The sequence below is a fragment of the Stenotrophomonas sp. YJH_SMC_46 genome (assembly GCF_059370315.1).
The window spans coordinates 670,054-695,520 of the sequence record NZ_JCAFTO010000002.1 but is presented as its reverse complement, the minus strand read 5'-3'; the positions used below and the strand labels follow the sequence as shown (position 1 = coordinate 695,520).

The 25,467-nt window shown below is 67.1% G+C and carries 18 protein-coding genes; 9 read left to right on the top strand and 9 right to left on the bottom strand.

Annotation, left to right across the window (positions count from 1 at the left end):
- Positions 1-4 precede the first annotated feature (4 nt).
- Entirely contained in the window at positions 5-1,135 is a 1,131-nt protein-coding gene (locus tag AC5P8C_RS08190; protein ID WP_134731361.1) for an efflux RND transporter periplasmic adaptor subunit, read from the bottom strand.
- A gap of 117 nt (positions 1,136-1,252) precedes the next feature.
- Here AC5P8C_RS08190 and AC5P8C_RS08185 point away from each other — a divergent pair, with 117 nt between their 5' ends.
- From AC5P8C_RS08185 to AC5P8C_RS08175, 3 genes are all read left to right on the top strand, one after another.
- Complete coding sequence (locus tag AC5P8C_RS08185; protein ID WP_019662051.1) at positions 1,253-1,933, top strand: TetR/AcrR family transcriptional regulator; 681 nt, start codon at positions 1,253-1,255, stop codon at positions 1,931-1,933.
- Positions 1,934-2,068: 135 nt separating this feature from the next.
- The gene (locus AC5P8C_RS08180) at positions 2,069-2,716 is read left to right on the top strand and encodes a protein-L-isoaspartate O-methyltransferase family protein (RefSeq protein WP_019662052.1); all 648 of its coding nucleotides are present in this window, start codon (positions 2,069-2,071) and stop codon (positions 2,714-2,716) included.
- A 16-nt stretch (positions 2,717-2,732) separates the two neighbouring features.
- Positions 2,733-4,091: a TolC family outer membrane protein gene (locus AC5P8C_RS08175; RefSeq protein ID WP_005419128.1), complete on the top strand. Its 1,359-nt coding sequence runs from the start codon at positions 2,733-2,735 to the stop codon at positions 4,089-4,091.
- A gap of 100 nt (positions 4,092-4,191) precedes the next feature.
- Here the strand turns inward: AC5P8C_RS08175 and AC5P8C_RS08170 are convergent, their stop codons facing one another.
- Together AC5P8C_RS08170 and waaA are read right to left on the bottom strand one after the other, a co-directional pair.
- Complete coding sequence (locus tag AC5P8C_RS08170) at positions 4,192-5,412, bottom strand: APC family permease (RefSeq protein ID WP_159360557.1); 1,221 nt, start codon at positions 5,410-5,412, stop codon at positions 4,192-4,194.
- Positions 5,413-5,641: 229 nt separating this feature from the next.
- Positions 5,642-6,940 carry a lipid IV(A) 3-deoxy-D-manno-octulosonic acid transferase gene (waaA, locus tag AC5P8C_RS08165; protein ID WP_019662054.1) on the bottom strand — a complete coding sequence of 433 codons (1,299 nt, stop codon included), beginning with the start codon at positions 6,938-6,940 and terminating at the stop codon, positions 5,642-5,644.
- A gap of 60 nt (positions 6,941-7,000) precedes the next feature.
- Between waaA and AC5P8C_RS08160 the strand changes: the two genes are divergently transcribed.
- The gene (locus tag AC5P8C_RS08160) at positions 7,001-7,918 is read left to right on the top strand and encodes an LpxL/LpxP family Kdo(2)-lipid IV(A) lauroyl/palmitoleoyl acyltransferase (RefSeq protein ID WP_019662055.1); all 918 of its coding nucleotides are present in this window, start codon (positions 7,001-7,003) and stop codon (positions 7,916-7,918) included.
- Positions 7,919-7,960: 42 nt separating this feature from the next.
- Here AC5P8C_RS08160 and AC5P8C_RS08155 read toward each other — a convergent pair whose 3' ends face one another.
- From AC5P8C_RS08155 to AC5P8C_RS08140, 4 genes are all read right to left on the bottom strand, one after another.
- Positions 7,961-8,410 (bottom strand): REP-associated tyrosine transposase, encoded by a 450-nt coding sequence (locus AC5P8C_RS08155; RefSeq protein WP_495218549.1) that lies wholly within the window; start codon positions 8,408-8,410, stop codon positions 7,961-7,963.
- Positions 8,411-8,612: 202 nt separating this feature from the next.
- Entirely contained in the window at positions 8,613-9,944 is a 1,332-nt protein-coding gene (locus tag AC5P8C_RS08150; RefSeq protein ID WP_171952660.1) for an O-antigen ligase family protein, read from the bottom strand.
- Positions 9,925-11,040 (bottom strand): glycosyltransferase, encoded by a 1,116-nt coding sequence (locus tag AC5P8C_RS08145; protein WP_019662058.1) that lies wholly within the window; start codon positions 11,038-11,040, stop codon positions 9,925-9,927. The genes AC5P8C_RS08150 and AC5P8C_RS08145 overlap by 20 nt, the downstream gene beginning before the upstream one ends.
- A gap of 15 nt (positions 11,041-11,055) precedes the next feature.
- The gene (locus AC5P8C_RS08140) at positions 11,056-11,253 is read right to left on the bottom strand and encodes a zinc-finger domain-containing protein (protein ID WP_005410967.1); all 198 of its coding nucleotides are present in this window, start codon (positions 11,251-11,253) and stop codon (positions 11,056-11,058) included.
- A 422-nt stretch (positions 11,254-11,675) separates the two neighbouring features.
- On the opposite strand from AC5P8C_RS08140, the gene AC5P8C_RS08135 reads away from it, so the two are divergent.
- Together AC5P8C_RS08135 and AC5P8C_RS08130 are read left to right on the top strand one after the other, a co-directional pair.
- Positions 11,676-15,020 carry a GH92 family glycosyl hydrolase gene (locus AC5P8C_RS08135; RefSeq protein WP_495218548.1) on the top strand — a complete coding sequence of 1,115 codons (3,345 nt, stop codon included), beginning with the start codon at positions 11,676-11,678 and terminating at the stop codon, positions 15,018-15,020.
- The gene (locus AC5P8C_RS08130) at positions 15,017-15,760 is read left to right on the top strand and encodes a basic secretory protein-like protein (protein WP_058983558.1); all 744 of its coding nucleotides are present in this window, start codon (positions 15,017-15,019) and stop codon (positions 15,758-15,760) included. The genes AC5P8C_RS08135 and AC5P8C_RS08130 overlap by 4 nt, the downstream gene beginning before the upstream one ends.
- Positions 15,761-16,178: 418 nt before the next feature.
- On the opposite strand, the gene AC5P8C_RS08125 is transcribed toward AC5P8C_RS08130, so the two are convergent.
- Positions 16,179-18,470 carry an NADP-dependent malic enzyme gene (locus tag AC5P8C_RS08125; RefSeq protein ID WP_021204353.1) on the bottom strand — a complete coding sequence of 764 codons (2,292 nt, stop codon included), beginning with the start codon at positions 18,468-18,470 and terminating at the stop codon, positions 16,179-16,181.
- A gap of 229 nt (positions 18,471-18,699) precedes the next feature.
- Entirely contained in the window at positions 18,700-20,043 is a 1,344-nt protein-coding gene (locus tag AC5P8C_RS08120) for a dicarboxylate/amino acid:cation symporter (protein WP_021204354.1), read from the bottom strand.
- 328 nt (positions 20,044-20,371) lie between these two features.
- Between AC5P8C_RS08120 and AC5P8C_RS08115 the strand changes: the two genes are divergently transcribed.
- The 3 genes from AC5P8C_RS08115 (at position 20,372) to AC5P8C_RS08105 (ending at position 25,448) form a co-directional block, all read left to right on the top strand.
- Entirely contained in the window at positions 20,372-21,541 is a 1,170-nt protein-coding gene (locus tag AC5P8C_RS08115; RefSeq protein ID WP_019662063.1) for an OprO/OprP family phosphate-selective porin, read from the top strand.
- Positions 21,542-21,607: 66 nt separating this feature from the next.
- Positions 21,608-24,256, top strand: coding sequence for a hybrid sensor histidine kinase/response regulator (locus tag AC5P8C_RS08110; RefSeq protein WP_495218547.1), 2,649 nt, complete (start codon positions 21,608-21,610; stop codon positions 24,254-24,256).
- Positions 24,257-25,130: 874 nt separating this feature from the next.
- The gene (locus AC5P8C_RS08105; RefSeq protein WP_143566365.1) at positions 25,131-25,448 is read left to right on the top strand and encodes a hypothetical protein; all 318 of its coding nucleotides are present in this window, start codon (positions 25,131-25,133) and stop codon (positions 25,446-25,448) included.
- Positions 25,449-25,467 lie beyond the last annotated feature (19 nt).

The window sequence follows — 25,467 nt, the reverse complement described above, 5'->3', positions numbered from 1 at the left end:
CGGCTTACTCCCTGGCCTTGGCGGCAGCGGCCGGCGCGGCCGGCTTCAGCACCGGGCGGTTCTGCCGGTCCACGGCGATCACCGGCTGGCCCGCTCGCAGCAGGTGGCCACCGGCGGCAACCACCCAGTCACCCGCGTTCACGCCGGACAGCACCGGCACGGTCTCGCTGCCAAACGCACCGGTGGTGACCGAGGCGGCCTTCAGCGTGCTGTTGGCCGGATCGACCACCCACACGCTGGCGGCACCGTTGGCACCGCGCTGCAGCGCGCCCAGCGGCAGCTGCAGGGTACCGTGGCGACCGGCGCTGCTGTAGACGCGCGCGCTCTGGCCCAGTTCGACATCGGCCAGCGCATCGGCGGCCAGGCTGACGCGGGTGGCATAGGTGCGTGCCTGCGGATCGGCGGCGGCGGCGATCTCGCGGATCGTACCGGGCAGGCGCTGGCCCGGGCGGTTCCACAGTTCCACCTCGACCGGCTGGCCGACCGCGTAGTCGCGGATGGTGGCTTCAGGCAGGTCGATCAGCACTTCGCGGCCGCCATCGGCGGCCAGGTTGAAGATGGTCTGGCCGGCGGACACCACCTGCCCGGCTTCGGCCTCGCGGCTGGCGATCACGCCATCGGCCGGCGCGCGCAGCTGCGCGTAGTCAGCCTGGTTGCGCAGCACATCGAGGTTGGCGCGGGCCGCATTGGCCTGGCCCTGCGCGGCCTTGAACGCCGCGGACTGCTGGTCCAGCTGCGAGCGGCTGACCAGTTGCTGGTCGGCCAGCACCTGGTAGCGCTTGAGGTCATCGCGGGCACGCACCAGGTCGGCCTCGGCCGCAGCCAGCTGCGCCTGTGAGGCACGGGCCTGCAGCGCGAAGTCAGCCACGTCCAGTTCGGCCAGCACGTCGCCCTTCTTCACCCGCTGGCCGGCATCGACGTGGCGCTTGACCAGGTTGCCTCCGACGCGGAACGACAGCGGGCTTTCCTGGCGGGCACGCACCGTGCCCGGGAATGCCGCCGGCGCCTGTCCGGCCTGTTCGCCGGGGTGAACCACCAGTACCGGCACGGCCGCCTGCGGCGCCTGTTCCTGTCCCGAACAGGCTGCCAGCGCAGCCACCCACACCATACCGCCCATCCAGCGCACGATCTTCATCGGTCAACGTCCTGAAAACGCAGGGTTGCAACAAGGGGGAGCCGCGACTGCCGGCCCAATTTAATAAACCGGCCGGTATAGTATAAATATCGAACCGCTTGGTCTAGTATTGTTGCGATGAGTTCTTCCACTTCCCGCAAGCCGTCGGCCAAGCCTGCTGCCAAGGCCGCCGGACCCGGGCGCCCCAAGGATCTGGGCAAGCGCGCGGCGATCCTTGAAGCAGCCAAGGTACTGTTCATCGAACAGGGGTATACCGGCGTGAGCATGGACACCATCGCCGCCCAGGCCGGCGTCTCGAAGCTGACCGTGTACAGCCACTTCGGCGACAAGGAGACCCTGTTCTCCGAGGCCGTGCAGTCAAAGTGCATTGAAATGCTGCCCGATGCCCTGTTCGTGGCCGACACGGACGGCCCGCTGCGCGACCAGCTGATCGGCATCGGTCTGGCCTTCTTCGAACTGATCACCTCCGACGCGGCGATCTCGATCCAGCGCATGATGATGGCGCCGGAGACCGACGAACGCCTGCGCGAGCTGTTCTGGAAGGCAGGACCGGAACGTACCTGCGAGGCCCTGGCTGACTTCCTGCGGGCACGCGCCGAGCGCGGCGAGCTGGAAATCACCGACTATTCGCTGGCTGGCGAGCAGTTCCTGACCCTGGTCAAGGGCGAAGTGCACATGCATATGATGTGCGGCATGCCACTGTCACCGGTGGAATGCGACCCTCTTGCCCACGTGACCGCCAGCATCGACTTCTTCCTGCGCGCCTACGCGCCGCGAGGGGCCGGAACAGCTGAATAACCAAAACTGAACGAACCGGAGGTCGCGATGACTTCCGGCACTGCGACCCCGGCCCCCGGCAGCTGATGCTCTGGGCGCGCCGCCGGCCTCCGGCACCGGTAAAATGGCCGGCCCACTGCGCTGGATTTGAACCTCATGACGATTGATTACGCCCACGCCCGCGAACTGATGGTGGAACAGCAGATCCGTCCCTGGGACGTGCTGGACATCAAGGTGCTCGACGTCCTGGCCCGCCTGCCGCGCGAGGCTTTTGTCGCCGATGCACACCGGGCACTGGCCTACGCCGATGTCGAACTGCCGATCGGCCACGGCCAGAAGATGATGAAGCCGGTCATCGAGGGCCGTACCCTGCAGGCGCTGGACCTGCAGCCGGGTGACGAAGTGCTGGAAATCGGCACCGGCAGCGGCTTCCTGGCCGCCTGCATCGGCGCGCTGGCGCGCGATGTGCTGAGCCTGGAAATCGACCCGGAGCTGGCCGCCGCCGCGCGTGCCCGCCTGGACGCTTCCGGCCTGGGCAGCAACGTCCGCGTGGAAGTGGCCGATGCCCTGTCCTGGCAGACCGAACGCCGCTTTGACGTGATCTGTGTCACTGGTGCGGTCGACGTGGTGCCGTCACAGTTCGCCTCGTGGCTGCGTCCGGGTGGCCGCCTGTTCGTGATCCACGGCCGCTCGCCGGCGATGGAGGCCCTGCTGGTCAAGGCCGACGGCAGCTCCGAGTCCCTGTTCGAGACCGATATCGATTACCTGCGTGGTGCCGCCCCGGCCCCCCAGTTCCACCTCTGAGTCCAAGGAAGCCGCAATGATCCGCCGATCCCTCGCTGTTGCGCTGGCCACTGCCCTGCTGCCGTTGTCCGCCCATGCCGCCGACCTGCTGCAGGTCTACGAAATGGCCCGCAACGGCGATCCGCAGCTGTCGGCCGCCGAATCGACCCGGCTGTACGACAAGGAAGGCGCCGTGCAGGCGCGTGCCGCCCTGCTGCCGCAGATCAACGGCCAGGCCGCGCTGAACCGCACGCGCAGCGAGCCGAACGCCGACGCCAACTCCGGCTCGTTCACCAACAAGCGCCGCACCTACACGATCGACGGCAGCCAGACGCTGTTCAACTGGACACAGATCAACAACCTGCGCTCGCAGCGTGAGCTGAGCAAGGCGGCGGACTTCACCCTCGAATCGGCCAACGACAACCTGATCGTGCGCACCTCGGCGGCCTACTTCAACGTGCTGGTGGCGATCGAATCGCTGAACGCCGCGCAGACCAACGAAGCGGCCGCGAAGAAGCAGTTCGACTTCGCCGACAAGCGCCTGGAAGTGGGCCTGGCGCCGATCACCGACGTGCACGAAGCACGCGCCCAGTACGACCAGGCGCGTGCCAACACCATCATTGCGCAGAACACCCTGGCCGATAACTACCAGGCCCTGACCGAACTGACCGGCCAGCCGGTGACCAACCTGCGTGGCCTGCCGGCGGACTTCCGCCCGGAAGTGCCGGCCAACCGCGGCAACATCGATGAGCTGGTGCAGCAGGCCACCACCCAGAATCCGGCGCTGAAGGCGCAGGAGCTGAAGGTCAGTGCGGCCGAAGCTGGCGTGCAGGCTGCCCGCGGTGGCCATTACCCGACCCTGTCGCTGGGCGGCAGCTGGGGCAAGAGCGCGACCTGGGGCGACAGCACCGGCGCCGGCTCGTTGTCGCCGGACGCACGCACCAACAGCATCGGCCTGACCCTGAGCGTGCCGATCTTCTCCGGTGGTGCCACCCAGTCCGGCGTGCGCCAGGCGCTGGCCCAGCGTGACATCGCCCAGGACGGCTACGAGCAGCAGAAGCGTGCCCTGGACCGCAATACCCGCAATGCCTACCAGACCCTGGTGCAGGGCATCAGCGAAGTGGAAGCCCGCCGCTTGGCGGTGGTCTCGGCGCAGAGCGCGTACGACGCTTCGCAGGTCGGCCTGGAGGTCGGCACCCGTACCGTGCTGGATGTGATCCAGAACCAGCGCATCCTGTTCTCGGCGCAGCTGGACTACGCCCAGGCCCGTTACACCTTCCTGCAGAACCGCCTGCTGCTGAGCCAGTCGCTGGGTGCGCTGGACGTGGCCGAGCTGCAGGACGTGAACCGCCTGCTGACCCAGGACGCCGGCAACCCGGCAACGACCACGCACTGAGTCGTCGCCCTGCCGGCAACGAAGAAGCCACCCGCGAGGGTGGCTTTTTTGTGGGCGGCGCGTACGGCCCGACCCACGCATGGCGCAGATCTGCCGGCCGTCAGCCCGGCCACGCGCCTGCCCGTTCCACTGCGGCCAGCACGCACAGCGCCGTGGCCAGGGGCGCAAGCACCATTGCAGCACCCGGCATCGGCGCACGGACACGCAGTGCCGCCGGACACAAGGCTGCCATCACCAGCAGGGTTGCTGGACCCGGCAGCACCGGCAATGCGCCGGCCGGCGCTCCCAAGGCCAGCAGCGCCGCCGTCAGCACCACGGTGACCGGTATCAGCCGCGTCCGCAACCCGGGCGCTTCATCACCGGCCACAGGCCGGAGCTGCGCTGCCAGGTGTGCGGCCAGCGACAACAGCACCAGCAGCAGTGCTGCCAGCCCGGCCATGCCCGCCAGCGGCAGCAACGGCAGCAGCCACTGCAACTGCGGATGGCCCTGCAATGCCACCGACAACGGCCGCGTACTGTCCAATACCGGGAACTCGACCAGGCCGGCCTGCAACGCGGCCAGCATGATCAGCAGCAGCATCGCCAGCAGCAGCGCGGCCGCCAGCAGCCAGGGTGATCGCGTGCGCGCCTGCCGGCCACGTCCGGGAAATCCCAGTGCCAGCCCCACACTGGCAAACACCCCCAGCAAGGGCACGCTTGCCGCCAGCACCCCGCCGGGGCCGAATCGATAGGGCGCGGTGGCGTCCGGCAGCCACGGAATCCAGTTGGCGTAGTGCACGTGGCGAACCGCCAGCGCCAACAGCAACAGCCCAACACCGATCTTCACCGTCAACAACACGCAGACCGTCAACGCGATGCGACGCGGGGGCAGCAGCACGAACGCACCCAGCACCAGCAGACTGGTGACGGCCATCACCGGATCCGGCAGCGCGCTGCCGGTTTCAATACCGCGACTGGCAAACACGGCACGCGCGTGGCTGGCCGTGGACTGCGCCACGCCGGCGCTGGTCATCACCAGTTCCAGCAGCAGTGCAGTACCCAGCAGCCGCGCGGCTGCCGTGCCCCAAGCGGCCCGCAGCAGGCCGTGCAGGCCATCGGCTGCGGGCTGCTGCTGGTTCAGCACGTGCAGGCAATACAGCATCGGCGCCGTGCCCAGTGCGGCCAGCAGCAGACTCAGTACGATGGCCGGACCCGCCTGGGCGGCGGTGTACTGGCCAACCAGGGCGATCACGCTGCCACCCAGCAGCAGGGTCAACGCCACCATCGCGAAGTGATCCATTCCCAGCAGCGCGTGCCGGCCACGGCGGTTATCGCTGTCCATCGCAAGCCCTCTTGAATCCGCACAAGCGCGGTCGACAGGAGGCTGGCAGCGTGCGCCAAGTGGCGGTATCAGAATCCGTACTGTGCGCACCGCGATGTGACCACAAACACGTTCGCAGCCACGCATCCGGTCCTGCTGCGACAGGAATCCGGCTGCTAAGCAGAATTGATGCAGTCGATCACGTCAGTCGGTCCGCGTAGCATCCGCCCTGGCGGTGTTGCTGCCCGGCTCAGCTGCGCGGCGGCGGCAGGTGTGGCGCGACCAGCGCCAGCGTGCGCTGCAGGGCACCGCGGCCGTTGCTGACCAGCGTGCAACCGGCACGGGCCATGTCCTCGCGCGCCTGGGCGTCGCCCAGCAGGTGCTGCAGCAGGTCACCTACCGCCTGCACGTCCTCGCCGATCAGCAAGGCACCGGCCTCACGCATGCGCCGTGAGATCTCGGCGAAGTTGTGCAGGTGCGGACCGGTCACAGCGGCAGTGCCCATCGCCGCCGGCTCCAGCAGATTGTGGCCACCGATCGGCTGCAGGCTGCCGCCGACGAAGGCAACCTGCGCGCAGGCATAGAACGGCATCAGCTCGCCCAGGGTGTCGATGACGAATACATCCGTGCCGGCCTCGGGCCATTGCTTCGCACGGCGGGTCGCCACGCTCCAGCCCTGCTCGCGCGCCAGCGCCTCCACCTTCGGGAAGCGCTCGGGGTGCCGCGGCGCCCACAGCAACAACAGGTCGGGGTGCTGCTGGCGCAGGCGCCGATGCAGGTCGATCACCGCCTGCTCCTCGCCATCATGGGTACTGGCCGCGATCCACACCGGGCGCCCGGCGGGCACGCAGGCGTGGAACTGCTCGACGAAGCCCTGCACATCCGGCGTGGCGATATCGAACTTGAGGTTGCCCAGGGCCTGCACCTGTTCCCGCGCAGCCCCCAGCTGCACGAAGCGCTCGGCGTCGTCCTGCGACTGCGCGGCCACGCAGGTAACCGTACGCAGCGCACGGCGGATCAGCGCCGCCAGCACCCGGTAACCGCGCAGCGAACGCGCTGACAGGCGGGCGTTGAGGATGTAGACCGGAATGCGGCGGTCGCGGCAGCCGAACAGCATGTTCGGCCACAGCTCGGTTTCCAGGATCAGCGCCAGGCTGGGCTGGAAGTGGCCGAGGAAGCGGTTGACGCTGCCCGGTACGTCGTACGGCAGGTAGACGTGGTCCAGCGCATCGCCCCACAGCGCGCGCACGCGCTCCGAACCGGTCGGGGTGATGGTGGTGATGACCCAGCGGATGTCCGGACGCTGCTGGCGCAGGGCATTGACCAGCGGCGCGGCGGCATTGACCTCGCCCACCGAGACCGCGTGCAGCCAGACCCGCGGCTGGCCGGTCGGCTGCGGATACGAGGCATAGCGCTCATCCCAGCGCCGGAAGTATTCACGGACCCGGAAACCGCGCCAGACCAGGTGGTACACGGTGATCGGCAGCAGGATGTAGAGCACGGCCGAATACAGGCCGCGCAGGATCCATTCGACAGGGTCTTTACGCATGCGGCAAGGATACGGGAGCCCCCCGGGAAAGACACGCAGCCGGGTTGGTAGAATGGCGCCATGTCCGATGCCACCACCGCCATCCGCCCGTCGCTGCGCGATCCCCGCAACTGGCCGATGTTCACCGCCATGCTCGGCGCCTTCGCCATCGCCCGCCTGCCGTGGATGCTGCAGCGTGCGCTCGGCCGTGGCGTCGGCTGGATCAGCTGGCGCCTGCTCGGCAGCCGCCGTCGCGCCGCCGAGGTCAACCTGAAGTTGTGCTTCCCGGAAAAGGACGAAGCCTGGCGCCAGCGCCTGGTGCGCGACAGCTTCGACGCACTGGGTGTGGGCGTGTTCGAGTGCATCCGCGCGTGGTGGGGCAGCATCGACCGCATCCGCCCACAGGTGCAGATCGAAGGCCTGGAACATCTGCGGCGGATGCAGGCCGAAGGCCGCGGCGTACTGCTGGTGTCCGGCCACTTCATGACCCTGGAGATGTGCGGCCGCCTGCTGTGCGACTACGTCGATCTTTCAGGCATGTACCGCAAGCACAAGAACCCGGTGTACGAGTGGGCGGTGAAGTTCGGCCGCCTGCGCTATGCCAGGGCGATGTTCGCCAACGAGGACATCCGCGCGACCGTGCGCCACCTGAAGAAGGGCGGCTTTCTCTGGTATGCGCCGGACCAGGACATGCGTGGCAAGGACACCGTGTTCGTCCCGTTCTTCGGCCATACCGCGTCCACTATTACGGCCACCCACCAGCTGGCGCGCATGACCGGCTGCGCGGTGATTCCGTACTTCCACCGCCGCGAGGGCGGAAAGTACTTCCTGAAGATCGGCGCGCCGCTGGAGAACTTTCCCAGCGAGGATGTGGAAGCCGATACCACGCGGGTCAACCAGGCCATCGAAGCGATGGTGCGCGAGGCACCCGACCAGTACCTGTGGATCCACCGCCGTTTCAAGCGCCAGCCGGGCGGGCGGAGCGATTTTTACAAGTAGATCCACGCCATGCGTGGATGCTCTTCGATTCCGTGCCGTGATTCACAACGGCCAGCGGCACCAGGCGTACGGGTATTCCCCCACCACGCACGCCAGGCCCGCACGGACTGGATTGGCCAGGATGTACATTGCCTTCTCGTGAAGTGATTCGTCGGTCCGCACTGCATGGTCGTGATAGCCGTGCTGCCACAGCGCGCCCTGCCGCTCCAGCCGCCGGTTCAGCAACCTGCTGCTGCGTGACTTCAGAAGGGGCATGCACTCGGCCAGGGTTCCACTGCGCAGTTCCATCAACCAGTGCAGATGGTCAGGCATCACCACCCAGGCGAGACTGTGGCTGAAGCCCCTACGCTCGACGAAGCGCAGGGTGTCGATCAGGATCGCCATGTTCGCCGCATCGGCGAATAACGGTTCACGGCCAAGGGTTGCCGTGGTCAATGAGTACACGTTGCCGGTTCGGGAATACCGACCGTAGCGGAGTCTGGGGCTGGCCATGGCCCAGCGTGCGATACACACGGAGGCACGGGTAGTGGAGGTTGGCGTGCATTTGCGTGGGGAAAGCCCCATCCACGCATGGCGTGGATCTACTATGGCGACATGCGCCCAATGATCGTCCCATGCACGCCATGGCGTGGATCCACCGCGGCGACGTTCGTTCGGTACGTGCAGTAGAGCCACGCCATGCGTGGATGGACGATCACAGCAGCGGTGGCGCGTCGTCCGATTCCCGCGCCAGCAGGCTGCCGGCGAACAAGGCAGCGAGCAGCACGGTCAGGCCGCCCCAGAACGCGGAATAGAACGCCAGATGCGTGTTGAGCGGGAACACGGTGACCGCCAGCGCCAGCATCGCAGGGCGGGCCCGGTCACGCGCGGCCGTCGGTGCATAGCGCCAGGCCCGCCAGGCCTGGGCCACGGCTGCCAGCCACAGCAGCAGGCCGATCACCCCGGTTTCTGCCAGGATTTCCAGCACGATCTGATGCGCGTGCAGGGCGGGAGCATCCCCCCATACCGCCAGCCCCTCTTCGGCCACGCAGGCGGGATAGGCATCGCGGAAACCGCGTGCGCCGACGCCGTTGAACGGGTGTTCTTCGATCATGCAGACGGCGGCTTCCCAGATACGCGCGCGCCCCGACAGTGCCTCGTCGACACCGCGTTCGCTTCCATCCCACGCCATCGCGGTACGCGCAAGGCGTTCGCGCAGCTGCGGCACGCCTGCGGTGAGCACGCCGGCGCCCAGCACGCCGAGCAGCGCCAGCAGCAGCATCCGCTTCACACCGAACTGGCGCACGCCGCTGTAGGCCAGCACCAACGCGAAGGTGATCCACGACGCGCGCGAGCCGGCCAGCAGCAGCACGCAGCCCAGCGCCGCCGCGGCCAGTACCCAACCCGGATTGCCAAAGCGACGCGCCAGCGGCAACAACAGGAACGGTGAGAGACTGGCCAGGACCTGGCCGAACTTCAGGTTGCACGGCCCGAGTGCCCCACTGAGGCGATCGACCACGGCTGCCTCAGTGGCCGGGCACAACGCGTGACCACTCACCGCAAGCTTCAGCTGCTCAAGCGACCAGAACCACGGGCTGGTTCCGGCCAGCGCCTGCACCAGCGCATCCAGCGTCCATGCGCCGGTGATCAGCGCCAGGCCGCCGAAGGTCAGCCGCCTGCGTTCCGGCGTGGCCACCGCGATCGCCACCAGCCACATGAAGGGCAGGTAGCGCAGGCCGGCAGCCGCCTTCGTCCACGACGCTGCCGGATCGATTGCATCAAATGCCGAGAACGCCTGCGGCAGCCAATAGCCGAGGAACAGGATGGAGGTCAGCGCCCACGCTGCCGTGCTCAACAGATGCGGGCGGCGCTGCAGGCGGCGCATGACCATGCGCGCGGCGGCGTAGACCGCGCCAAGGCCCAGCACGGTCTCCGCGATGCCCGGCAATGGCCACAGTGCTACGTACGTCAGCACCCACCACGGCGCCCAGCGCCCGGCGCGGTCGTCGCGCACGGTGACGGCGGAGTCAGCCAGCGAGGTCGGCATAGAGGCGGAGGGTATCGCGCTGCATGGCCTGTAGCGTAAACGGGATGCGGGTCGGCAAGAACGGCGGCTGCGCCAGCAGGGCCAGCGCACGTTCACCCAACGCGCGTGCATCGCCCAGCGGCACCGCGCCAGCGGGCTGCAGCTGCCGAAGCAGTTCGCCGACGCCACCATGATCCCAGCCCAGCACCGGACGGCCGACCGACAGCGCCTCGACCACAGTGCGGCCAAACGCTTCCGGTTTGTCCGACAGCTGCAGCACCAGATCGCTGGCCGCATAGGCCTGGGCGATGCGCGCGGTCGGCGTGCTGATCTGCACGGCGTCGGTCACGCCCAAGGCAGTGGCCTGCCGGCGCAGGTCGGCCACGTAGGCTTCGCGGCCCGGTTCATCGGTGCCCAGCATCCACAGCTGTGCCGGCACACCAGCTGCACGTACATCGGCGAGCAATTGCAGCGCATGGGCATGTCCCTTCAGCCGGGTGCCCCGCCCCGGCAGCAGCAGCAGCGGGCCCCCAACCTGCGCCAGCCACGGGTAGTCGGCTGCCAGCGCCAGTCGTGGCCGGCGGTCGGCGCGGGCCACGCGCGGAAACTGTGTGACATCGACGCCGCGCGGAATCACCTGCAGCTTCGCTTCGGGTACCGTCGGATAGTGCCGCTGCACGTAGTCGCGCACGGTGTTGGACACGCAGATCACGCGTTCACCGCTGGTCATCACCGCGCTGTAGCGACTGGGCGAATTCAACCCGTGCACGGTGGTTACCCAGTGCGGGCGCTGGGCGGCGGGCATGGCACGGATCGCGTACAGGCCCAGCCATGCCGGCAGCCGCGAACGGGCGTGCACGATGTCCGCGCCGACTTCAGCGAACAGGCGGCGCAGGGTCGGCAGGTGACGCAGCGTCAGCAGCGATTTGCGGCCGATGTCGAGGGTGAGGTGCTCGGCACCGCTATCGAGCAGGGGCTGCACCAGGCGGCCACCGGCGGAGACCACCAGCGCACGATGGCCGGCAGCGACCAGGGCCGCAGCGATTTCCAGGGTCGAGCGCTCGACACCGCCGGAGTGCAGCGCCGGCAGCAACTGCACCACGGTCAATCGGCGCATCGAAAAGGCCGCCGTTTAGTCGGCCAGCACGAACACGGAACCGCAGTACGGGCACTGCGCTTCGCCATTGGGCTCGTCCTCGATCGGCAGGTATACGCGCGGATGCGAGTTCCACAGCGCCATTTCCGGGGTCGGGCAGCTCAGCGGCAGATCGCTGCGGTGCACGGTGTAGCGCTTCTCGGCGTTGGCGGGCGCAGTGGCGGTATGGCTCATGGCGGATGTCGATGAACGGGTTGCGAGGCCTGTGATTCTAGCATCCGGGCCGCCCCGACATTGCGCAACAACAGGTCTTTGCCCGCCGCAGGGCGTCTCCTCGCGCGGTTGCGCGGCAGATCCAAGGCCTCGCACTGGCGGAAATCCTTCAATCGATCCAGCGGGTTCACGCCGGAAACCCGCCGACTGCGAAATTTGCCGCATTTGGATCGAACTAAATGGCACTTGTCAGGCTGCTGCCGCTGTTGCAGGATCGGGCCAGGCCGTGAATCGGCCCACCCCAATCCGACCCGATCGCATGGCCCGCCCCCACCGGACCGGCATCGCCTCTTCCACTGCCCTCCCGGCGGGCGGAGCGATGCTGTCCGTGGTGTCCGCCGATGCGGGTTCTGCCTGCCGCCTGCCTCTCGGGAGACCCTTGCATGACCCTGTCTGATCCACGCCGCGCCCTGCTTCCGCTCGCTCTGGCCCTGGCCTGCGTGACCACTGCGATGCCGGCGCTGGCGCAGGGGCTGCAGACCTCGTTCGAACCGGGCGAACCTGTCCCGGCGCAGGCCACCGGTGCGCTTCAGGTCACGATCGGCAATGGACCGGCCGCGCCCTACGCCGCCAAGCGCAACGCCGGCTACAGCGGCCTGCATGCGCTGCGCTACAGCAGCCAAGGCGGCAGCGCGCGGCGCAAACTGTTCAAGGCCGACCTGCCCATCGAGGCCGATACCACGCTGTCGTGGCTGGTGCTGCCGGAAATCGTCGGCAAGGACACCGTCGCCTCGACCTATGTATCGCTGGACCTGCTGCTGGACGATGGCAGCCGCGTTTCGGCTGGCACGGCACGCGACCAGCATGGCGTGGCCCTTGGCGCCCATGCGCAGGGCGAGTCGAAGACGCTGTACCCGCAGCAGTGGGCGCGCAAGGCGGTGCGACTGGGCGACGTGCCCGCGCTGAAAGGCCGCCGCGTGGTGGCGATCGAGCTGGAGGTGGCCAGTGCCGAAGGTGCGCCGGTCTCCGGCTGGATCGACGACGTATGCCTGGATGCGCAGCCGCGCCAGCAGCCGCAGCGCGTCTCGGACTGGGTGCTGACCACACGCGGCACCCAGGCCAACGGAACGTTCTCGCGCGGCAACAACCTCCCGGCCACGGCGGTGCCGCACGGGTTCAACTTCTGGACCCCGGTGACCGATGCCGGCGCGCTGAACTGGCTGTACCGCTGGAACGAACAGAACGATGCGCAGAACCGACCGCAGCTGCAGGCGCTGGCACTGAGCCACCAGCCCAGCCCGTGGATGGGCGACCGCCAGACCTTCCAGGTGATGCCTTCGGCCAGCCGTGGCGCGCCGGACGCCGACCGCCGCAAACGCGCGCTGTCGTTCGACCGCCGCCACGAAAGCGCCCGCCCGTACCGTTACGACGTGCGCTTTGACAATGGCATCGCTGCCGCCATCGCGCCGACCGATCATGCCGCACTGTTCCGATTCGACTTCCCCGAGGGCGGCGACGCCAACCTGCTGTTCGACAATGTCGATGCGCGCGGTGGCCTGACCCTGGACGCCGCCACGCAGACGCTGTCCGGCTACACCGATACGCGCAGCGGCCTGTCCAACGGTGCCAGCCGCATGTACGTGGTGGCCAGCTTCGACAAGCCGTGGCGCAGCAGCGGCCGCCTCGACACCGGCCGCCCGACCGGCTACATCAAGTTCGACGCCGGCAGCGACCGGCGGGTGACGATGCGCATCGCCACCTCGCTGATCTCGGTCGAGCAGGCGCGGCACAACCTGGCACTGGAAATCAGCGCTGCCGATACGCTGGAGAGCGTGGCCAGCCGTGCGCAGGATGCATGGGACGCGCGCCTGGCCCGTTTCGACATCGGCAACGCCAGCGACGACCAGAAGACCACGCTGTACTCCAGCCTGTACCGGCTGTACCTGTACCCCAACTCCGGCCATGAAAACGTGGGCAGCGCGGCCCTACCCGACTGGCGCTACGCCAACCAGGCCAGCGCCAGCGATGACAACACCGATGGCAGCGCGACCCGCAGCTATGCGGCCGTGCGCGACGGCAAGGTCTTCGTCAACAACGGCTTCTGGGATACCTTCCGCACCACCTGGCCGGCCTATGCGCTGTTTACGCCCGACGATGCCGGCCAGCTGGTGCAAGGCTTCATCGAGCAGTACCGCGCCGGTGGCTGGATCGCGCGCTGGTCGTCGCCGGGCTACGCCGACCTGATGGTCGGCACCAGCTCGGACGTGGCCTTCGCCGATGCCTGGCTGAAGGGCATCGGCGGCTTCGATCCGGCCGAGGCCTACGCCGCCGCGCTGAAGAACGCGACCGTGGTCCCGCCCGACCGTCATGTCGGCCGCAAGGGCATGGACCGTTCGACCTTCCGTGGCTACGCCAGCGCGGACGTGCACGAAGGCATGTCATGGACGATGGAAGGCGCGCTCAATGACTTCGGCATCGCCAACATGGCCGATGCACTGGCCAAGCGCGCCACCACGCCGGCTGCACGCGAGCGCTACAGCACCGAGGCCGAGTACTTCCGCTATCGCGCCGCCAGCTACGCGACCATGTTCGACCCGGCCGCCGGCTTCTTCCAGGGCCGCAAGGCCGATGGCCGCTGGCGCGTGGACGCCAAGGATTACGACCCGCGCGTATGGGGCCACGACTACACCGAATCCAATGGCTGGACCTTCGCCTTCACCGCCGCCCACGATGGCGAAGGCCTGGCCGCGCTGTACGGTGGCCGCGACAAGCTGGCGGCGAAGCTGGATGCCTTCTTCGCCACGCCGGAAACCGCCGACCCGGCACTGGCCGGCTCCTATGGCGGCACCATCCACGAGATGACCGAAGCGCGCGACGTGCGCATGGGCATGTACGCGCACAGCAACCAGCCGGCGCACCACATCCCGTGGATGTACCTGTACGCCGGGCAGCCGTGGAAGACCCAGCAGCATGTGCGCGAGATCCTGTCGCGGCTGTATGTGGGCAGTGAGATCGGCCAGGGCTATCCCGGTGACGAGGACAACGGCGAGACCTCGGCGTGGTACGTGCTGGCATCGCTGGGCCTGTACCCGCTGCGCATGGGCGCACCGGAGTACGTGATCGGCTCGCCGGCCTTCGAACATGCGCGCGTGGAACTGCAGGGTGGTGCCGTGCTGACCGTGAACGCGGCCAACAACTCGCGTGAGAACGTCTACGTGCAGTCGCTGACGATCAACGGCAAACCGTGGACGAAGACCTGGGTGCCGCACGAGCTGATCGCCAAGGGCGCGACCCTCGACTTCGTGATGGGCCCCCGTCCCTCGCGCTGGGGCAGTGGCGTGGATGATGTGCCGCGCTCGTTGACCTCACGCGGCCAGCGCCCGCAGCTGCTGCACGACCTGCTCGGCAGCGGCGCGAAGGCGACGTTGGCCGATGGCCGCGCCCTGCCCGCGCTGGTCGATGACGATGCCGGCACGACGGTGGGCCTGGGCGGCGGTGCAACCATCGCGCTGACCGGCCTGGCTGAGGGCACCCCGACGATGTACACGCTGACCAGCGGTGACAGCCGTATCCAGGGCGGTGAGTGGACACTGGAGGCGCGCACCGGCAGCGGCAGCTGGGCCGTGCTCGACCAGCGCAGCGGCGAAGACTTCGAATCCGCCCGCCAGACCCGTCCATTCCGCATTGCAAAACCCGGTCGCTACAGCGAATACCGCCTGCGCCTGGCGGCACCGGGACGACTGCCGCTGGCGGAGATCGAACTGCTGGCGGCCGGCACCGTACAATGAGCGGCATGCGCTTCCGTTTTCTGCCCTTGGCCCTTGTTGCCCTGTCCTTCTCCAGTTTCGGCCAGACCCAGGCGTTCGATACGCAGCTGACCCGCGACGGCGTGACGCTGAACTACCAGGACGCCCGTGGCGCCCTGGCCGCGCCGCAGCGCAAGCGGGTGATCGATACGTTCTTCTTCGCCTACCTGCGCGAACGTGCGGACTTCCACCCGGCCGCGCCGGCGATGGTGCGCATCGTGATCGACCCGGCCTACACCGGCATCGCCTTCGTCGGTGACAAGGACCAGGCCGCAACGATCACCATCAACCCGGGTTGGCTTGCGCAGCACCCCAACGACATCGACCTGGTCACCCATGAGGCCATGCACATCGTGCAGGGCTATCCGGGCTATGGCGACGCACGGGTGCCGGGTTGGCTGGTGGAGGGCATCGCCGACTACGCACGCGACCGCTACGGCATGGACAATGCCGCTGCGGGCTGGGCACTGCCGGGCAAGGTCGAGAAGGGGCAGAACTTCGACAGCGGCTACCGGGTCACCGGTGCGTTCCTGAAATGGGCCGACGCCGAACATCCGGGCCTGGTGCTGGCACTGGACAAGGCCCTGCGCGACGGCCGCTATGCACCGGCGCTGTGGCAGAAGCACACCGGCAAGGCACTACCTGCGCTGTGGACGCAGTATGCCAAGCCGCGTTCGGATGCACCGCCGCCGGCACCAGCGCGCCGCGGCAAGCGGCGCTGAGCCCCAACGCACTTTACGTTCGCCGGGCATTGCCCGGCGCTACCGCATCGCGGCCTCAGCGCGACTGCACGAAGCCGGCGTACAGCGCGAACAGTTGCTGGAAGTACCGCCGCGTCACTCGATTGCGCATGACACCCTCGCCCGTGGAAAGTTGGTCGGGCCCAGGGTGGGAAGGCCGGTCCGGTCCCTTCCCACGGCCGGGCCGCGTGGGCGTATTGGGCCGCAGCGGCGTTGCAGGGAAATGACCGCCGGACTGCAATTCATCGGGTAGCGCCGGGCCATGCCCGGCGAGCGCGCAGCGCGGCGCTTCTCGCATTCCGCCGGGCATGGCCCGGCGCTACCCGATCCGGTTTCCGCTGGGCGGAAACGAAACGCGCCCCGAAGGGCGCGTTTCTGCAGATCGCAGCGGAACGAAGGCTTACGCCTTCTTTTCCGCTTCGATCTGTTTGCGGATCTGCGCATCGACCGCCGCAATGGCGGTCATGTTCAGGATCCGGCGCGAGGTCGCGCTGGTGGTCAGGATGTGCACCGGCTTGTTCACGCCCATCAGGATCGGGCCGATCGCCACGCCGTCGGTGAACACACGCACCAGGTTGTAGGCGATGTTGGCCGCTTCCAGGTTCGGCAGCACGAACAGATTGGCGCGGCCCTGCAGGGTCGAGCCCGGCAGCAGCTTCTGGCGCAGCGCTTCATCCCATGCGGTGTCGCCCTGCATTTCGCCATCCACGTTCAGGCGCGGGTTGCGCTTGAGCAGCAGCTCGCGCACCTGGCGCATCTTCAGTGCATCCTTCGAATCGTGGCTGCCGAAGTTGGAGTGCGACAGCAGCGCCACCTTCGGCTCGATGCCGAACAGTTTCATGCGGTACGCCGCCTGCAGGGTTGCTTCGCACAGCTGCTCGGCGGTTGGGTCTTCCTGCACGTGGGTATCGACGAAGAAGAACACGCCCTGCTGGTTGATCACGCCGGTCATCGCCGAGGTCGAGGTGACCTTCGGCTCCAGCGGCAGCACGCTGCGCACGTAGCCCAGCTTCTTGTGGAAGCGGCCGACGATGCCGGTCAGCATCGCATCGGCTTCGCCACGGGCCACCATCACCGCTGCGATCAGGGTCGGGCGCGAACGCATCAGGTTCTTCGCCGCGGCCACGGTCACGCCACGGCGGCCGGTCAGGCCGTGGTAGTACTGCCAGTATTCGTTGAAGCGCGGGTCGTCGTTGATGTTGGTGACTTCAACGTTCTCGCCGATCTTCAGGCGCAGGCCGAGGCGCTCGATGCGCGACTCGATCACTTCCGGGCGGCCGATCAGGATCGGATGCGCCAGGCCGTCATCGACCACGTTCTGCACCGCCTGCAGCACCACTTCCTCTTCGCCCTCGGCGTACACCACGCGCTGCTTGTCGCTGCGCGCACGGTCGTACACCGGCTTCATCATCAGGCTGGTGCGGTAGACGAACTGGGCCAGCTTGTCGCGGTAGGCGCCCATGTCCTCGATCGGGCGCGAAGCCACGCCCGAGTCCATCGCGGCCTGGGCCACAGCCGCCGACAGCTCCACCAGCAGGCGGCGGTCAAACGGACGCGGGATCAGGTATTCACGGCCGAAGCTCGGGGTCTCGCCGCCATAGGCCGAGCCCATGTCGGTGGCCGCGCGGCGCGCCAGCGCGGCGATGGCACGCACGCAGGCGATCTTCATTTCCTCGTTGATCGCAGTCGCGCCCACGTCCAGCGCACCACGGAACAGGTACGGGAAGCACAGCACGTTGTTGACCTGGTTCGGGTAGTCCGAGCGGCCGGTGCCGATGATCGCGTCCGGACGGGCGGCGCGCGCCACCTCCGGCATGATTTCCGGAGTCGGGTTGGCCAGCGCGAAGATCACCGGATCCGGGGCCATGGTCTTGACCATCTCGGCGGTCAGGATGCCCGGTGCCGACAGCCCCAGGAAGATGTCCGCGCCGTCGACGATCTCGGCCAGGGTGCGCTTGTCGGTATCGCGCGCATAGCGCTGCTTTTCCGGGTCCAGGTCGGTACGGCCGGTGTGGATCACACCCTCGCGGTCGAAGGCCAGGATGTTCTCCGGCTTCAGGCCCAGCTGCACCAGCATGTTCACGCAGGAAATGCCGGCTGCGCCCATGCCCGTGGTCGCCAGCTTCACGTCCTCGATCTTCTTGCCGGTGATCGCCATGGCGTTGAGCACGGCCGCGCCGACGATGATCGCCGTGCCGTGCTGGTCGTCATGGAACACCGGAATCTTCATGCGCTCGCGGAGCTTGCGCTCGACCACGAAGCACTCCGGCGCCTTGATGTCTTCCAGGTTGATGCCGCCGAAGGTCGGCTCCAGCGAGGCGATGATGTCGACCAGCTTGTCCGGGTCGGTTTCATCCACTTCGATGTCGAACACATCGATGCCGGCGAACTTCTGGAACAGCACGCCCTTGCCTTCCATCACCGGCTTGCCGGCCAGCGCGCCGATGTTGCCCAGGCCCAGCACCGCGGTGCCGTTGGAGATCACCGCCACCAGGTTGCCGCGGGCGGTCAGCTCGCTGGCCTGCTGCGGGTCGGCCTTGATCGCTTCACAGGCATACGCCACGCCCGGCGAATACGCCAGCGACAGGTCGCGCTGCGTCAGCATGGGCTTGGTAGCGGAAACCTTGATCTTTCCCGGGGGGGACATCCGGTGGTAATCGAGGGCGGCCTGTTTGAAATCTTCGTTGGACATCGATGTGGGTTACATGAATGGGCAGAAGGGACAGGGGATCATACCCCCGTTGGAGCGTCTGGACCTGTCGCTATCCTGTCGCAGCCATGCTGCGACCGCACAATTCCGTGCCGTATGCGGCGGGGCCCCAGACCAGCATCGGCGTTGCCCATGACAGTCATGGGACGCCTTGAAACGCCGCGGGGCCGTACCACTGTCGTGGCCGGCCCCGCGGTACCACACACCTGGATCAGCCCTTGGCCGGCAGCGCCTCGGGCAGCGCATCGACCGGCGGCGGCAGTTCGCTCTCGCGGCCGTCCAGCGCCAGCTGCAGGCGGTTGCGGTCCAGCGCGCCTTCCCAGCGCGAGACCACCACGGTGGCCACTGCATTGCCGATGAAATTGGTCAGCGAGCGGCATTCGCTCATGAAGCGGTCCACGCCCAGGATCAGCGCCATGCCGGCCACCGGCACCTCCGGAACCACGGCCAGGGTGGCGGCCAGGGTGATGAAACCGGCGCCGGTGACACCGGCCGCGCCCTTGGAGCTGAGCATCGCGACCAGCAGCAGGGCGATCTGGTGTCCCAGGGTCAGTTCGGTGTTGGTGGCCTGGGCGATGAACAGTGCCGCCAGGGTCATGTAGATGTTGGTGCCGTCCAGGTTGAACGAGTAGCCGGTCGGGACCACCAGGCCCACCACCGACTTGCTGCAGCCGGCGCGTTCCATCTTCTCCATCAGCGACGGCAGCGCCGACTCCGACGAAGAGGTGCCCAGCACCAGCAGCAGCTCGGCCTTCAGGTAGCGCGCCAGCTTGAACACCGAGAAGCCACACAGTCGGCAGACCAGGCCCAGGATCACCGCCACGAACAGGAAGGCGGTGAGGTAGAACGAGCCCACCAGCCAGGCCAGGTTGATCAGTGAGCCGACGCCATACTTGCCGATGGTGAAGGCGATCGCGCCGAAGGCACCGATCGGGGCGGCCTTCATCAGGATGTGCACCAGCTTGAACACCGGGGCGACCAGCGCCTCCAGGAAGTTCACGATCGGCCTGCCTTTCTCGCCCACCGAGGCCAGCGCGATGCCGAACAGCACCGCGATGAACAACACCTGCAGGATGTTGCCATCGACGAAGGCGCTCACCAGCGTCTTCGGGATGATGTCCATCAGGAAGCCGACCAGGGTCAGGTCATGCGACTTTTCGACGTAGCTGTGCACCGCGGTCTGGTCCAGCTCGGCCGGGTTGATGTTCATGCCGGCGCCGGGCTGCACCACGTGCGCCACGATCATGCCGACGATCAGCGCCAGCGTGGAGAAGAACAGGAAGTACGCCATCGCCTTGGCAAACACCCGGCCCACCGTGCGCAGGTGGGTCATGCCGGCGATGCCGGTGACGATGGTCAGGAAGATCACCGGTGCGATGATCATCTTCACCAGGTTGATGAAGGCATCGCCCAGCGGCTTCATCTTTTCGCCCACCAACGGTTCGTAGTGGCCGAGGATGGCGCCGAGGACGATCGCCACGATCACCTGGAAGTACAGCTGGCGATAGATCGGCAACGGCTTTGCAGGCGCCGGGGCTGCGGTCGGGATGTGCATGGCGGACTCCGGAAGGGGCGTTTTCAGGCACGTACGGCCCCGGGACTGCACGGGAACCGCTACCGTGGAAACTGATCGCCCTGTGCTGCACGCGCAGGAGGTGCGACCAATGGACGCCTTTGTACGCGCTGGGCACGTCGGCGCAGATAACCTATTGGTACTAGCCCCCCGGTTCAGGTGGCGCAGGTGCCTACACTGGCGCCACACCGCCCAGACACGGGAAGGCCGGTGGCCCGGGCTGAACGGCCGGGCGCGTCCTTGCGAAAGTTTCGGCCCCTGCGGCCGTTGTTGTCCTGTCCACACGCAATCCGAGAGAGCCGCACCCAACATGCGCCCGAATCCCACCTTGCTGGCCCTGTCGCTGGCCGCCCTTCCCGCCTTCGCCTCGGCCGCCGATTTCGACAACTGGCCGACCAAGTACGCCTTCGGCGACGGCACCGAACTGGCCGCTACCGCCAACATCGCCTACGACTACAACGATTTCTCCTCGGGCAGTGGCCTGGAGGATGACGACGCGGTGCGTCGCAAGGAGTTCGGTGCGACGCTGAAGAAGAAGGGCGTTTACGACGCGATGGTCTACTACGACTTCCAGTCCGATACTTGGCTGGACGTGTTCGTGCGCTTTGAAAGCAAGGCCTTCTTCGGCCGCGACATCGGCCGCTTCCGCTTCGGCTACATGAAGACCCCGGTCGGCCTGGACGCGAACACCTCTTCGCGCGCCGGCAGCTTCCTGGAAACCGCGCTGCCCGTGCAGGCCTTCTACGCCGGCCGCCGCACCGGCGTGGAATGGGTGCTGGAGCGCCCGCAGTACCTGCTGCAGGCCGGCGCCTATGGCGGCAAGGACCTGCAGGGTGACAACCCCGGCACCACCCAGGCCGTGCGTGCGGTGTGGACCCCGGTGAAGGCGCCGGGTGACGTGATTCACCTGGGCCTGGCCTATTCGCAGGAGAATCCGCGCGGCTACAGCGATGGCCGTGACGTGCACCACGAGGCCAGCGCGCGCCTGCGTGCACGCCCGGAAGCCGGCCTGACCGACATCCGCTATGTCGATTCCGGCGCGCTGGTCACCGCCGACCAGATCCGCCGCACCGGCCTGGAAGGCATCTGGATCCGCGGTCCGTTCTCGCTGCAGGCCGAAGCCCTGCGTGCCACGGTCACCCGCCATGACGGCAAGCCCGACTACACCGGCAGCGGCCAGTACGCGATGGCCAGCTGGGTGCTGACCGGCGAGTCGCGCCCGTACAACGCAGGTGCCGTGGCCAACATCAAGCCGGCGCACGACTACGGCGCGGTGGAACTGGTGGCCCGTTACAGCCGCTTGGACCTCGACGATGGCAACATCCTTGGTGGCCGCCAGCACGACCTGACCCTGGGCGCGAACTGGTACCTGACCAGCCACTTCAAGTTCCAGGCCAACTATGTGAAGGTCGACGCCAGCCGTCGCGGTGTGCACAGCACGCCGGAGATCTTCGAACTGCGCGCGCAGATGCACTTCTGACCCCTTCCACGTCAGACCCCGGCGGGCGTGCACGTCACGCCCGCCGGCCCTGCGTAGACTGCCGCCATGTACCGGCTCAGCCGCCACCGGATGCTGTTGCTGACCCTCCTGGTGATGGTCGGTGGCACCGTGCTGTGTGCGGTCACCGCCGGCCACTACGCCTGGCGGCGCGCCCTCGGCGAGGAAAGCAGCCAGGTGCAACGCCAGCTGCAGCTGTACGGCCAGGGCCTGCAGCAGCGCATCGACCGCTTCGGCACGTTGCCGCAGGTACTGGCGCTGGATCCGGATCTGCTGCACGCCCTGCGTGTGCCGCCCTCGCCCACCGAACAGCAGCGGCTGAACCTCAAGCTGCAACGCGCCAATGAAGTCACCCGTGCCTCGACCCTGACCCTGGTCGGCCACGACGGCGTGGCAGTGGCGGCCAGCAACTGGGACCAGCCGACCAGCAACGTCGGCGAGAACTACAGCTACCGCCCCTACTACCGGCAGGCACTGGCGCAGGGCCGCGGCCGCTTCTACGGCATCGGCATGACCACCGGCGTACCCGGCTACTACCTGTCGCAGGCCATCGAGGAAGGTGGCAAGCGGCTCGGCGTGGTGGTGATCAAGGTCGAGCTGTCGGCGCTGGAACAGGAATGGTTGAGCAGCCCGGACGTGGTGCTGGCCAGCGACGACCATGACGTGGTGTTCCTGGCCAACCGTGACAGCTGGCGCTACCGCCTGCTGCGTCCGCTGGGCGCCGATGAGCGCCGCGAAATGCTGGACGCCCGCCAATACGCCGACCGCGCGTTGCAACCGTTGCGCGCGCGTACTGAAGACGTGCTTGCCGATGGTGGCCGCATGGTGCGCCTGCTCGATCCCGTACTGCCGCAGCCGATGCTGTGGCAAAGCCTGCCGCTGCCCGCCGAAGGCTGGAACCTGCATCTGCTGCACGACGCCAGCGCCGCCACCGCCGCCGGACGCGCGGCCGCACTCACCGGCGGTGCCGCGTGGCTGGCGCTGGGCTTCCTGGTGCTGTTCGTGCAGCAGCGCCGACGCCTGGCCAAGCATCGCCTGCGCAGCCGCCGCGAACTGGAAACCCTGCTCAAGCAGCACGCACAGGAACTGCGCACCGCACAGGATGGCCTGCTGCAGGCGGCCACCGACGCCGACAGCGGACTCAGCCGCAGCCTCGAACACCTGCCGCAGGGCGTGGTGGTGATCGACCGCGAACTGCGCCTGGTCGCGTGGAATTCGCGCTATCTGGAACTGTTCCGGTTCCCGGCAGACCTGGTCCGCGTGGGCCGGCCGATCGAGGAACTGTTCCGCTTCAACGCACGCCGTGGCCTGCTCGGTCCGGGCCCCGTCGATGAAGCAATCGAGCGTCGCCTGAACCACCTGCGCAGCGGCCGCCCGCACATGCGCGAGAGCGAGAAGGACGACGGCACGGTGCTGGAGATCCGTGGCAATCCGCTGCCTGACGGCGGCTTCGTCACCAGCTATGCCGACATCACCAGCTACAAGAACGCCGCGCGCGAACTGCGCTCCCTGGCCGATGCGCTGGAACACCGCATCGCCGAACGCACCCGCGACCTGGACGAAGCACGCCGCGAAGCCGAGCAGGCCAACCGCTACAAGACCCGGTTCGTTGCCTCGGCCGTGCATGACCTGCTGCAGCCGCTGAATGCCGCGCGCATGTTCGTCTCGGTGCTGCGCGGCAAGCTGAATGACCCGGCGCAGCAGCAGACTGCCGATCATATCGATGCCGCGCTGGCGGCGCAGGACGCGATCCTCAACAGCCTGCTGGATATCTCGCGGCTGGAATCAGGATCGTTGCAGCTACGTGTGCGCGCCTTTGCGATTTCGCCGCTACTGGAGACCCTGGCGCGTGAGTTCGGCATCGCCGCACAGAGCCGCGGCCTGCAACTTGGCTGGGTGGACACCCGCGCAGTGGTGATCAGTGATGAAGCGCTGCTGCGCCGTATCCTGCAGAATTTCCTGTCCAACGCGCTGCGCTACACACCACAGGGACGCGTGCTGATCGGCTGTCGGCGCGCGGGCGACCAGCTGCGCATCGAGGTACACGACCAGGGCCCGGGCATTCCGGAAAGCCTGCAGGGTGAGATCTTCGAAGAGTTCCGTCGCCTGAACGATGGTGTGGAGCAGGAACGTGGCGCCGGCCTGGGCCTGGCCATCGTCGAACGCATCGGCCGCCTGCTCGGCCACTGCATCAGCCTGCGTTCCACCCTGGGTAAGGGCAGCGTATTCGCCGTGAGCGTGGCACTCGGTCGCGCCGACGATGTGATCGCACCTGCCGCAGCGCCGGTCATCGCGAGCGAACCCTCCGATGACAGCCCACTGCAAAAGTGCCGGGTGTGGAGCATCGACGATGATCCCCACGTCTGTGCGGCGACCCGTGCGCTGCTGGAACGCTGGGGCTGCCAGGTGGAACTCGCCGGTGGCCCGCAGGGTGCATTGGAAATCGCCAGTGCAATGAACGTACCGCAGTTGCTGCTGCTGGACGTGCGCATGGGGCAATGGCACGGACCGGACCTGTATGAAGCGCTGTGCACGCTGTGGAAGGTGCGCCCGCCGGTGATCCTGGTGACCGCCGAGCGTGACGAGGCACTGAAGGCGCATGCCGCCGAGAAAGGCTGGGGATTCCTGCTCAAGCCGGTGCGACCGCCCGCGTTGCGGGCATTGATGACGCAGATGTTGTTGCGGCATCGGGGGTAATACCGCTTTGCCATGTGGGGCACCGCCGTGCCGGTGCGCGGGCAGGGTCGCTCCCGGCTGATCCCGTACCGAATGCCTACGCCCCTTCGCGTGAGATCCGCAAAGTGAGAAGGAGCGAGACGGGCGACGTAGATGCGTAAAGCATGGACAAATTCCGAGCAAAGACAAGCAGTCTCCTGACAGACCGGCGCTACTGAAGCATGGAATATCTTGTTCCCCGGCCGATCGGCCGACCACACCGTAGGCGAAGAATGGACAAGCATTCACTGGGTAGCGTTGTTCTTGCAGCTGGCCTGGCACTGGCAACCGGCGAAGCAAATGCGGAGAGTGAAACGACCTTCAATGGTGTCAGATATCGCTGCACCAACAGCTGTGTCGTCAATGTTGACTCTGCCGGCGCCTGGAAAGTTACGGATTGCTGTGGCGGACGCGTAAGGACAGTATTCCAGACAACCCGACCACCGGACTGCAATGGTCCTTTTGATTGCCCTATTGATTGACACCCATAGCCCGCGACCGAGGATCCACAGTGAGCTCCAATCACATGCCCAGCTCCATCATACATATCTCACATCTGATCGCTGCAACACTACTATGCATGTGCTGCGCAGGATGTACCGATGACAGAGCATCAGATGCCAACACTACTCTCTATACGAGCGCGGCAGACGCACAAATCAATCAAGTCAGATCGAGCGATCTCAGCACAAAGCCCTTGGTTGTGCGATCAAGAACAGACAACTCGACAGCAACCTCCCGTCGCGTAGCATCCTCACTCGAGCATCTCCAATCAGAATCTGCACTCATCTTCGAGGGCGGAATCTCAGGTCAAGTTGCCGCAGACCTCCTACGCTCCGGCAGAAGCACATCAGACGTGATCGACCGCATGACCCAGGACGCTGCAACCAGCACTGAGGCACAAGATCTAGCCAAGCACTATCGATCCTCAATAACACGCGCGATGGGTGAGGACGCCCAACTGGAGCGCCTGTCATGCGGCCTTAGCATCTGCATCGGCATCGCTCGGGCCAAAAGCAATGCCGACCATGAAGCCTGGGGCCGCAGGCTGGCGTCAGACCAATCCTCTCCCACCTACAGCTACGCCGAAGCCTCTGAGAATCTTGGCTCTGGATACGAGAACAGATTCATATTCTCCACCGATCCAGTGATGAATTCGATCAGCGGCAACTAATCCTTCAACCAAGCTGAAG